The organism is Sporomusa sp., assembly GCF_035561155.1.
GTDB lineage: Bacteria > Bacillota > Negativicutes > Sporomusales > Sporomusaceae > Sporomusa.
Genome location: NZ_DATMYD010000075.1, coordinates 1 through 10,261 on the forward strand (window position 1 = coordinate 1; position 10,261 = coordinate 10,261).

The following is a 10,261-nucleotide window of genomic DNA, read 5'->3' on the forward strand; positions in this document are numbered from 1 at the left end:
AGGATCGCGGCACTGGTATCCTTTTATTTGCGTACTTGTACTCGATTTTGCCCACAACCGACTTTTTGCCCCAAACGGCTCTGCACCGGGATGGTATTACTGCTTAAAACATGGCATTCTTCAGTGGTTTCGAACCGTCCCTTTGAGTCTTCCAGTGGCAGGATATGCGTGATATAAGTGAATAGGTTGACTCAAGAGAACCGTCCCTTTGAGTCTTCAAACTTATTTTGAAGCTCTCGAATTTCCTGTCGTAAGCTAGCGGTTTGGTTTTGTAAATCATCAATAATTTCACGGAAACTTTTTATAATTTCACGAAAATCATCTATAACTTGGTCAAGATTTTGCTGTTCTTTTGTTGTTGTCTCATTTTTTTGTTCTTCGGGTATCCTATCATTCGGGGTGTCTAGATTTCCCCTCGCGTCTCTTGCCTGAATTGCTTCTATAGCGGCAATCGTTTCAATTACATCGCCTACGTTATCAATTAGAAGGCCAACTATTAATAGATCTTCCTTGGTGATACTTCTAGATAGACTAAGTGCCAGAATGTAGCCTAAGGCTGTAAGTTCCTCGGCACTTAAAGACTGTAAATAGGAAATGGTAGTCATTCTATATACCTCCTCTATCTAAAAATATTTCAGAGGGGATAAATTATGATATGTCAAGCGGTTGAAAGTTGAGCATTTAGCCAGTTTAATTTTTGAGCTACTCAGGATTGTTTTTTTCAAAGCTCTTTTTGTTCATTACAGGAATGTTACAAGGATTGCCGCAGGATGAGAGCTATCTGCTAGCAGCTATAAGATATGTGTTAGTAAGCAGTGTTGCCTCGGGTGGGAACGCAATCAATTGGACATAGTAAAATGAGCCATTTAAAAGGAGGAAAATCTATGCATGATCAGGAGCTTAAACGATTAATAGAGGGAGCAGACGCTGCAATAAATAAAGAAGATTTTGAGGCGTTGATGGATTTTTATGCGGAGGATGCGATATTAGTAGTTAAACCTGGTCTGATTGCGCAGGGTAAAGATAAAATTCGCAAGGCATTTGAAGCTATCGCTGAATACTTTAATCATAGTCTTGTGGTCAGGCAGGAGAATCTGTGTATACTTGAGGCTGGTGACACCGCCTTAGTCATATCAAAGACATTACTAACTGCCAGTCAAAAAACGGATACTTCATTTTCTATGGAACGTAATGCAACTTATGTGTTTAAGAAAGATTTGGATAAAAAATGGCGTTGTGTTATTGATAATTCCTATGGAATAGAGTTGCTGGAGTCAAAGGAGATGGAACGCTGAAAAAAGATCGGATAATACTACCTCATCCAAGGCAGTATTATCCGATCATTCTTTACACCTAGACTCAGTAATAATCCTCAACATCGCAATCTGCATCTCAATAAGCTGCTTAACAAACTGTGCCGGAATACCATTGCTGAAAGCCAATGCAATAATCTCTGCCCAGGCTTCTTCAGATTGCTGCTTATAGGTTAGGAAACTCTCATAGTCACAAAGTGAGGGAAATTGCACTTTCAACAGGCCAACCAAGACGCCGTCAATCTGATGGTCAGAGGTCATCAAAACATCTTCATAATCTGGATTTGCTGAGCGAAAGTATGCTTGGCTATTTTTTTTGATAAAAAATTGCAGCGTAAGCTCATTGCCACCGGTTAGATTTCGAACAGCAACGATTTGACCAGGCTGGGGAATTTCCGTTCGCTTAAAAAAAGCCATATCTCCGGCATAAATTCCGACATATTGCATCCTGTCACTTTTTACGCAACCGGAAAAATCAATCGTATTACAGTCAAGGGTTTCTGTAAGATATTTGGTCTGGCTTTCATTTAAAAACCTGGCATCAGAATCAACACAACTATAGACCGGAATACGTTTTTGTGGAAAATGTTCCGGTACGGGTCCGGTTCCTTTCAAAAGCCAGTCGGTAGAAACGTTGAAGAAATCCGAAAGAGCTACAATTGCATCAAAGGAAGGCTTTACCCGTCCAGACCGGTAACTACTTAAATTGCCTGTTGAGATTCCTGTTTTTTCAAATATTGTGGTGTGAGAGGCGCCGGATTCTTTTATTAGATAAATGAGCCGCTCGGTAAAAGAGGTCATAAACAAAACACCCCAATTATAGTTGTATTAAACTATTTAATATTAAATAAAAGTAAAGATTGACAAATTATTTAATATTAAAGTAAAATGAAGCTAAGGCTACTTTTGCATGATTCACTTTTAACCAGGTTGTGCAAAAGCAAATCAGACCCAGGCAGGGGTGCCAGTGCCTGTCCATATCGGGAGCATGCAAAACTGGCACCATAAAGGCAACCTTTGCCCTGCACAGTATAAGCCAATGAACAAGGGAGAAGTCTGCTTAGAAATGTGTCTGAACGACACTTGTGGCCGTACGCAACAAAGACGGCGTCGGCTGGGCTCAAACATTGGAAAACAGTGGTATGTTTTCCATGTGATTGTCTCCATTATAGCGCAGCCAGCACGGGTCTTCAATGCGGGCGGAAAAGATATTGGGAGATGAGAAATGGAGCAGATCAGCAGGTTGAAAACCTTCAGATGGACGTTGGTACTGAACTTTATCATGGTCGAGTACATTCTGGTGCGAGCATCCTGTGGGACCTGTTCTCGGCACTGCAGGGGGGCCGTGACCAGTGTACCCAGCTACCGTGGTGCGGTTTCTGCTCGGGGTTGTCGAAGGCGGCATGTTTCCGCCCATCTATAGGGTTTGCTTGAAGAGAAGTAATGAAATGGAGGAGAATACCGATGATGACGTACCGGCAAAGAATGCTGGCCACCTTGCGAGGGCAGCCGGTTGACTGTCTACCGTTTGTACCCCGGCTGGACTTGTGGTATAAGGCGAACAAGTATAACGGCACGCTGCCGCGGCAATACCGGAGCGCCAGCTTGTTGGACATTGTGGAGGACCTGGACATCGGCTATCATACCGTTGTGCCCGACTATCAGGATTATGTCGACCCGCTGGACGTCGTGGACCGGGCGCTGGGCATGTGGCGCATTAAACATATGCCTTTCCGCACCGAATTAAAAGGAATCAGGCGCAACATTTGCTATGATGGTGACACTACTGCCGTGGAGTATCTGACTCCTGCCGGGGCGATTAAGACTAGGACAGTTTACAACAAGTCCATGCGCCAGGCCGGTATTACGCTATCGCATGTGCTTGAGCATGCCATCAAAAGCGTCGAAGACTATGAGGCGGTTGGCTATATCTATGAGCAGGCCGAACCCAGGGCTAGTTATGAGGGATTGGCTGAACTTAAGGAAGAGATCGGGGAGCGGGGGCTGGTCGGTGCTATTGCCAGCATGGGAGCCTCACCGATGCACGAGATTCTCCATGAGTTAATGACGTATGATCAGTTTTTTTACGCCTATTATGACCAGCAGGTGGAACTAACGCGCCTGGCGGAGCGCATGGCTGGCTACTACCGGAAGGTAATTGATTTGGCAATCGCCAGTCCGGCTGATTTCATCCGTATGGGGACCAATTATGACGCGCAAATTACCTGGCCGGTGTTTATGGATGAATATGTTGCGCCTTATCTGGCGGCAGCGGCGGACAAGATTCACGCCGCCAGCAAATTCCTGCTGACCCATACTGCCGGGGAAAACAAAAAGCTGCTGCCGTTTTTTGCGGCCGGCCATATTGATATTGCCGACTCGATTTGTCCGGCACCGCTGACCTCGCTGACGTTAAAGCAGGTCCGGGATTTTTTCGAAGGCAGCGGCATTACCATCTGGGGCGGGGTGGCCTCGGTGGCTGTATTAGAGAACTCCATGAGCGATTATGAATTTGCCCGGTATCTGGATGACCTGTTTCAACAGATCGGCAAGGGGGATCATTTAATCTTAAGCATCGCCGACACGGCTCCCCCGGACATGAAGTTCTCCCGCCTGGAGCGGATAGCTAAGCTAGCGAAGGAATTTGGCCCGGTGGCACCTTAAGAAACAAACAAGGAAGCAATCTCCTCTGCTGGCGGGATTGCTTCCTTGTTTTTGCCGCGTTGAATTTGCAGCACGGCAGGGCTTGCTAAACCCTTGTTTGCGGAATACTGGGCCTGACAATGTCGTTGAAAAATCATTCTGAAGAGGTCAGCCCTTGAAGATCATAATTGACCCCGGCCATTCCGGTTTGATTAAGGGTTGTTGTGCTGCATCTTCAGGCAGTGGGTTCGTCAAGTTCGTACCATGTTACCGTTATTCTAACCTGGACTGCGTTTCCCTCTGAAAGTATCCCTGGAACAGTAACCTCCACCCCGAGGGAATGATCAGGCGGAATGATTATTTTACCGGCAAAGTCAAGGGAAAAGTGCCCGATAACCTGAGTTGTACCGGCCACTATGAAGCCCCCGATACTTTCGAAAATATGGGCGACAATCATAGCGCTGTTGTCGGGAAAGCCAAAGTTAAGATTGCTTGCGAAACTCCCGGCACTAGGCGTAGGGTCACTAGCTATACGCACTTCTGTAGTTGATTCATAGCTTAGCGCCTGGTTGACCGGATCAAGCCTGCAGCCGCCAAAAACCGAATCAAGATACATAATTCTGCCTGATCCTATCGGGTTTGCAATTACTATCGAAGATGAATCCCCTGACAATAAGCGAGTGTCAAGTACATTCGAAAACATGCGACCTATTTGCGACTGGGTACTGGCGCTGGGCAAGGTGGCAAGGACGTTGTTCACATCGGTTCTGACGGTGCGGGTGACGCCGTCAATGCCCTCACCGCATATTTGGACACTATCAGCTACGCAGGACAGAGCGCGGGTTTCACCAGTAGCTCCGGTTGCTCCAGCAGCACCAGTAGCGCCAGTTGTACCTGTAGCACCTGTAGCACCTGTAGCACCTGTAGCGCCTGTTGCTCCAGTAGGTCCGGTGGGGCCGGTGGGGCCGGTGGGTCCAGTAGGTCCAGTAGCCCCCTGCGGGGGACAAGCCCCACATTGTTTAGGCTTATGGTCTTTAGGAGTATCATCTTTGTAATGATAATGACTATGACGAGAACTATATTTCCTTCCGTATGTCGTTGGTGAGTTTAAGTTTATATCGTCTGAATTATTTATATTATTCGCCCCCTCTTGTTAATTAAAGCGCGTTACATAATATAATATGGAAAGTTAGATATTATGGTGACTTTTTTTCGATCTACTTACCTTTCCAGTCTAGTGCACTCCGACTATGTCCAAATAGACCAAAGTCACTTACCGAGAAAAATATTCATAGATGGAGAAGACAATCAAAAATTCCAGGTTTTTGGCCAATAGGTGTAGAAGATAATAGTTTGTTAAAAACTGGAGGTGATTGATATACTAAGAATAAATCAACTTACTACTCCCAGCTTTTTAGTGGATTTGGACAAACTGGAATTAAATATCAGGGAAATGGCGGAGCTCTGCAAGACTAACGGTAAAAAACTCTGTCCAATGGTAAAGACACATAAGAGTACTGGGATTGCCGCCCTGCAGGCGGCTCATGGCTCCGATAGCTTTCTGGTCGGCACGCTTGACGAAGCCGAACGACTGCAGCAGCAGGATTATCAGGAACTGGTATTGGCCTATCCTGTCGCCGCCGCCGAGAATATTGCCAGGGTGATTAACCTGGCAAAAAGAGCTCACGTTATCCTGAGCTTTGATGGTGTTGAAGCGGCCGCTCAATTTGAAGCAATGCTGTTGCAAGAGCAGATTACGATGGAGTATTTGATTATCATCGACTGCGGCTTGCACCGGTTTGGGGTGCAGCCGGATAGCGTCCTTACGCTGGCACAAGAACTAAGCAAGTTCTCGCGTTTGAAGTTTAAGGGAATCGCCACTCATCCGGGGCATGTATACGGCAAGAATACCTCAGCGGACGTTGTGGCTGTAGCTAAAGAGGAGATTGCGGCCTTGGAGAAAGCAGCAGACCTGCTGAGTAACGAGGGTTTTGCAGTAGAAATAGTCGCTACAGGCAGCACTCCCACTGGACCGTTTGCCGCCTGCAGTAAAACGGTTACCACGCTGCGGCCCGGGAACTATACTTTCTATGATGCTATCCAGGTGGCATTGGGGGTAGTTCCGCCTGAGCGGTGTTCTCTGACAGTTTTGGCAACAGTCATTGCCAACCCGGGTAAGAACCTTTTTATCATAGATGCGGGCAGTAAGTGTTTGGGTTTAGATAAAGGCGCTCACAGCGTATCCCTGGTAAATGGTTACGGCATTGTCAAAGATCACCCTGAATTAATGGTGGAAAGTTTATCTGAAGAGGTTGGCAAGATCAGAGCTAACGGCAATACCGGGCTAAAGGTTGGGGATAAGATTGAGATTATTCCCAATCACGCCTGTGCCGCGGCCAATATGACAAGTTTCTTAACAGGGCATCGGAACGGTATAGTTGAAAAGACGATCGCGGTGGATGCAAGAGGCGGAGCTAACAGACGATTTTAGTGCCGGGTTGAAAGAGAACTGGGGACGGAAACAAACAAGGAAGCAATCTCCACGACTGGGGGATTGCTTCCTTGTTTTGCAGCCTCGCAATTCAGGACAGCTCCTTCTCCTGTAAAAAATCCATGCGTCCGTCAACCATGACAATTTCAGGGCGGGCAGAGATAATCAGCGGGTCTTCACTCCATACGACCAAATCAGCATCCATACCAGGAGCAAGGCTGCCGATACGGTCATTCAGGCCCAGAATCCTGGCGGCATCGCAAGTAATCATTTTCAGAGCCTTATTTGCCGGGAGGCCATACCGGGTAGCCAAGCCAGCATATATGGACAGAAAAGAGCTGGGAGTTACCGGATGATCGCTCATCATGGCAAAAGATACGCCATGCCGGTATAACAGGGCTGGTGACTCTATAGTCTTATCTTTTAGTTCCACTTTTGACCTGGTGGATAAGGTTGGCCCTAAAACTACAGGAATTTCTTCTTCGGCCAGCATGTCTGCGACAAGATAAGCTTCCGTACCATGCTCGATAATGATATCGACATCAAATTCCCTGGCAATCCGTATCGCTGTGACAATGTCGTCCGCCCGGTGGGCGTGAGCACGGAGTGGCATCTCTTTTCGCAGGACTTTGGCGATCGCTTCCAGTCCCATGTCATATTTATAATCTTTTTCAGCTTGTTTTGCCAGGTAATGATGGGCCTTCCAGAATGCCTCCCGGATTAAGGCGGCGGTAGCCATGCGCGAGACAGGCATCTTTTTACGGTCTGCTCCATAAACGCGCTTAGGATTTTCACCAAAGGCAATTTTAAGTCCGGCATACCGTTGTAACACCATTTGCTCTACGATGGGTTTCGGCGCCGTTTTAAGGATCACGCATTGTCCGCCAATAGGATTAGCACTGCCGGGAGCCACCATAACAGTAGTTACGCCCCCCTGGTAGGCTTCCAGGAGGCCGAGGTCGGCCGGGTTAATGGCATCGAGCGTATGCATTTCGGGAGTAACCGGTTCACTGCGTTCGTTAACATCAATACCGGCCCAGCCCATACCTTCGCTTTCAACACCTAGGTGTGTGTGCGCGTCAATGAGTCCCGGGGTTATGGTCTTGCCGGTTACGTCGATAACCTGGCAGCCTGATGGGATGTCGATATTCTTGCCGACTGCCCATATCTTGCCGTTTCGAACCAGTATTGTACCGCGATCCAGGTTTTTACCGCACATGGTCAGGATTTTCCCGCCAGTTAACGCAATCATGTCATTTCCTCCCCTGAAACCAAGGATTAATATTATGTTGATGCCCATCACGTGCTGTTGTTCGTACTTTTTCAATTATTTTTCTTATACTATGATAGATGTTAATATTCCTCTTTTGTATTACTATCAGTATATGATGATTGGCTTTTTATTGAATGGAAGCAGAAATAAGAGATGAAAGTGCAAGCTGTCATTAAGCAGGAATTTTATGGAAAGATTCAGAAGAAGTTATAATATTTTCCTCAGATCTATAGGCTATACTAATAAAAATTTATCATAAGGAGGTTTAGAAAAAAACGATGAGCAGCGGTATTAACAGCCTGAACCAGGGCGATACAATCGAATTGAGGGCTATTACTCCTGACAGGCTGCAGGATTTTTGTGCAATGCAGGAATTGGAGCACCTGGTCTGGCACATGCCGCATTCCTTGCCTTTGCATCAGGTGGTAACGGTAGCTAAAAATGGCGGTATTTTAGTGGGAGCTTTCGATGGCAACCTCATGGTGGGACTCTTGTATAGTTTCCCCGGGTATCTTAATCGGCAGGCTTATCTATGCTCCCATATGCTGGGGATACGGGAAGGCTGGCGCCACCGCGGTCTAGGGGAAAAATTAAAGTTGGCTCAGGCCGAGGCGGCGAGAACTGCAGGCTATTCGCTGGTTACTTGGACTTATGATCCGCTGGAATCAGTTAATGCCAATCTGAATATTACTAAGCTGGGAGCTGTTTGTTCGACATATATTGTCAACTGTTACGGAGAGATGAACGATAACCTCAATCAGGGGTTGCCGTCAGACCGTTTTCAAGTAGCCTGGTGGTTAGAACAGTCCAAAGAACTATTATTACCTTCAGGTAAAGAATGCCAGGCAATTCTGTGGCAACATTGTGGAAAAAATCTGATTAAACCGGTAGGAGAGGCCAATCTGGCGGCTGAGTTTCTTGATAAAGCGGTTCGAGTAACGGTGGCGGTGCCGGCGGATATCCAGGAGATTAAGGTGCAGGATATCGCTTTGGCCAAGACATGGCGATTGGTAACCAGGCATGCGTTTGTTTCCCTGTTTGACGCCGGCTGGGCCGTGGTCGGCTTCCGGCGTTTACCAGGAGTTCCGGTTAGTGAATATATTTTAGCACGGCAGGAGCAGTTGGGGTTGCCTCAGCCGCCCTGGGAAAAGGATTTAAAAGGATAGGAATGATGAAATTGCGATTATCGGCTGTTACCTTACGGGCTATGCGGATGCGTATGAGAGCACCGTTTACTACAAGCTTTGGAACAGAATGGGATAAAGATTTTATCCTGGTGGAAGTCAAAGATGCAGAAGGGCGTTCCGGCTGGGGCGAGGCGGTGGCCATGAAAGCGCCACTCTATAATGAAGAAACAGTAGGCACAGTTTGGTTGATGCTTAAGGAGTTTCTCATTCCTTTACTCTGGCATCAGCCGCCAGGTCATCCCCAGGAAGTGGCTGGCCTCTTCCGCCACATCCGTCGCAACTATATGGCTAAGGCTGCCCTTGAAGGGGCTTTGTGGGATCTATATGCTATGGCAGAAAACGTGCCGTTGTACCGGGCTTTGGGGGGAGAACGGACGGTTATCGACGTAGGTATTAGTCTGGGTATTGAAAGCTCAGTTGATAAGCTGCTGGCGCAGGTGGAAAAATATGTGGCGGCGGGCTATAAACGGATAAAAATCAAGGTAAAACCAGGTTGGGATGTTGACATAGTGGCAGCGGTAAGACGACGCTTTCCCGCAATCCAATTGATGGTCGATGCTAATTCGGCCTACACATTGGCCGATTCGGCCCGCTTGGCTGCCCTGGACGAATATAATCTGATGATGATTGAACAGCCTCTTGCCCATGATGACATTATTGACCACGCGGTATTGCAAAAGCAGTTAAAGACGCCCATCTGTCTTGATGAAAGCATTCATTCGGTAGAGGATGCCCGTAAGGCGCTGGAATTGGATAGCGGCCGGATCATTAATATTAAGATTGGCAGGGTAGGTGGTCTTACTGAGGCTAAAGCCATCCATGACTTGTGTGTGGGCAAGGGTGTGCCGGTATGGTGCGGCGGTATGCTTGAATCCGGGGTCGGCCGGGCTCATAATGTTGCCATTACTACCTTGGCCGGGTTCACTTTGCCTGGAGACACGGCCGCTTCCAATCGTTACTGGGAAGAAGATCTGATTGAACCCGAAGTTACTGTCCATGATGGTGTTATTCATGTGCCTGACCGGCCCGGTATCGGTTATGCTCTGTGCCGTGAGAAGATTGATAAATACACATTATATAGCAAAACCTTCCGGCCTGAAGCTAGATAACATGTTTTTAAATTAACATGTTAAGTGAATTTTGGCTGATCTGGGCAGTGGACTGCGACCAATATAAGATAACCCATCGACCTCATAGGGCCGATGGGTTATTGCATGTGCGCCCAGCATGGGCGCTTACTTGTTGGTGAAAGTCCAATACGGGGGTTGATAGTGCCAACCGTTAGCCTAAGACAAGGGTGTCGCCTGTGAGGGCGAATCTGAAGGAAGTCGGCGGCAAAACTCCGGTCTGAGGA

Annotated in this window: 11 protein-coding genes; 7 read left to right on the forward strand and 4 right to left on the reverse strand. The window is 47.3% G+C overall.

The genetic code is table 11. The features are described 5' to 3' along the window. Positions 1 to 191: 191 nt before the first annotated feature. On the reverse strand, positions 192 to 605 hold the full coding sequence (locus tag VN447_RS09725) for a hypothetical protein (protein WP_325525071.1): 414 nt from the start codon (positions 603 to 605) through the stop codon (positions 192 to 194). Positions 606 to 884: 279 nt separating this feature from the next. On the opposite strand from VN447_RS09725, the gene VN447_RS09730 reads away from it, so the two are divergent. Further along, positions 885 to 1,295, forward strand: coding sequence for an SgcJ/EcaC family oxidoreductase (locus VN447_RS09730; protein WP_325525072.1), 411 nt, complete (start codon positions 885 to 887; stop codon positions 1,293 to 1,295). A gap of 45 nt (positions 1,296 to 1,340) precedes the next feature. On the opposite strand, the gene VN447_RS09735 is transcribed toward VN447_RS09730, so the two are convergent. Further along, entirely contained in the window at positions 1,341 to 2,114 is a 774-nt protein-coding gene (locus tag VN447_RS09735) for a LexA family transcriptional regulator (RefSeq protein ID WP_325525074.1), read from the reverse strand. A gap of 551 nt (positions 2,115 to 2,665) precedes the next feature. Here VN447_RS09735 and VN447_RS09740 point away from each other — a divergent pair. Both VN447_RS09740 and VN447_RS09745 read left to right on the forward strand, forming a co-directional pair. Then, positions 2,666 to 2,830 (forward strand): hypothetical protein, encoded by a 165-nt coding sequence (locus VN447_RS09740; protein ID WP_325525076.1) that lies wholly within the window; start codon positions 2,666 to 2,668, stop codon positions 2,828 to 2,830. Further along, positions 2,778 to 3,977 carry a hypothetical protein gene (locus VN447_RS09745; protein ID WP_325525077.1) on the forward strand — a complete coding sequence of 400 codons (1,200 nt, stop codon included), beginning with the start codon at positions 2,778 to 2,780 and terminating at the stop codon, positions 3,975 to 3,977. The genes VN447_RS09740 and VN447_RS09745 overlap by 53 nt, the downstream gene beginning before the upstream one ends. A gap of 214 nt (positions 3,978 to 4,191) precedes the next feature. Here the strand turns inward: VN447_RS09745 and VN447_RS09750 are convergent, their stop codons facing one another. Next, positions 4,192 to 4,716, reverse strand: coding sequence for a hypothetical protein (locus tag VN447_RS09750; RefSeq protein ID WP_325525079.1), 525 nt, complete (start codon positions 4,714 to 4,716; stop codon positions 4,192 to 4,194). Here VN447_RS09750 and VN447_RS09755 point away from each other — a divergent pair. Both VN447_RS09755 and VN447_RS09760 read left to right on the forward strand, forming a co-directional pair. Next, positions 4,709 to 5,011 (forward strand): hypothetical protein, encoded by a 303-nt coding sequence (locus VN447_RS09755; protein WP_325525081.1) that lies wholly within the window; start codon positions 4,709 to 4,711, stop codon positions 5,009 to 5,011. The two genes, VN447_RS09750 and VN447_RS09755, sit on opposite strands and share 8 nt — an antisense overlap. A 368-nt stretch (positions 5,012 to 5,379) precedes the next feature. Beyond that, complete coding sequence (locus VN447_RS09760) at positions 5,380 to 6,447, forward strand: alanine racemase (protein WP_422663597.1); 1,068 nt, start codon at positions 5,380 to 5,382, stop codon at positions 6,445 to 6,447. Positions 6,448 to 6,538: 91 nt separating this feature from the next. Here VN447_RS09760 and VN447_RS09765 read toward each other — a convergent pair whose 3' ends face one another. After that, positions 6,539 to 7,699 (reverse strand): amidohydrolase, encoded by a 1,161-nt coding sequence (locus tag VN447_RS09765; RefSeq protein WP_325525083.1) that lies wholly within the window; start codon positions 7,697 to 7,699, stop codon positions 6,539 to 6,541. A 299-nt stretch (positions 7,700 to 7,998) separates the two neighbouring features. On the opposite strand from VN447_RS09765, the gene VN447_RS09770 reads away from it, so the two are divergent. Together VN447_RS09770 and menC are read left to right on the forward strand one after the other, a co-directional pair. Next, positions 7,999 to 8,886 carry a hypothetical protein gene (locus tag VN447_RS09770; protein ID WP_325525085.1) on the forward strand — a complete coding sequence of 296 codons (888 nt, stop codon included), beginning with the start codon at positions 7,999 to 8,001 and terminating at the stop codon, positions 8,884 to 8,886. A gap of 2 nt (positions 8,887 to 8,888) precedes the next feature. Further along, entirely contained in the window at positions 8,889 to 10,016 is a 1,128-nt protein-coding gene (menC, locus tag VN447_RS09775) for an o-succinylbenzoate synthase (protein ID WP_325525087.1), read from the forward strand. Positions 10,017 to 10,261: the final 245 nt, after the last annotated feature.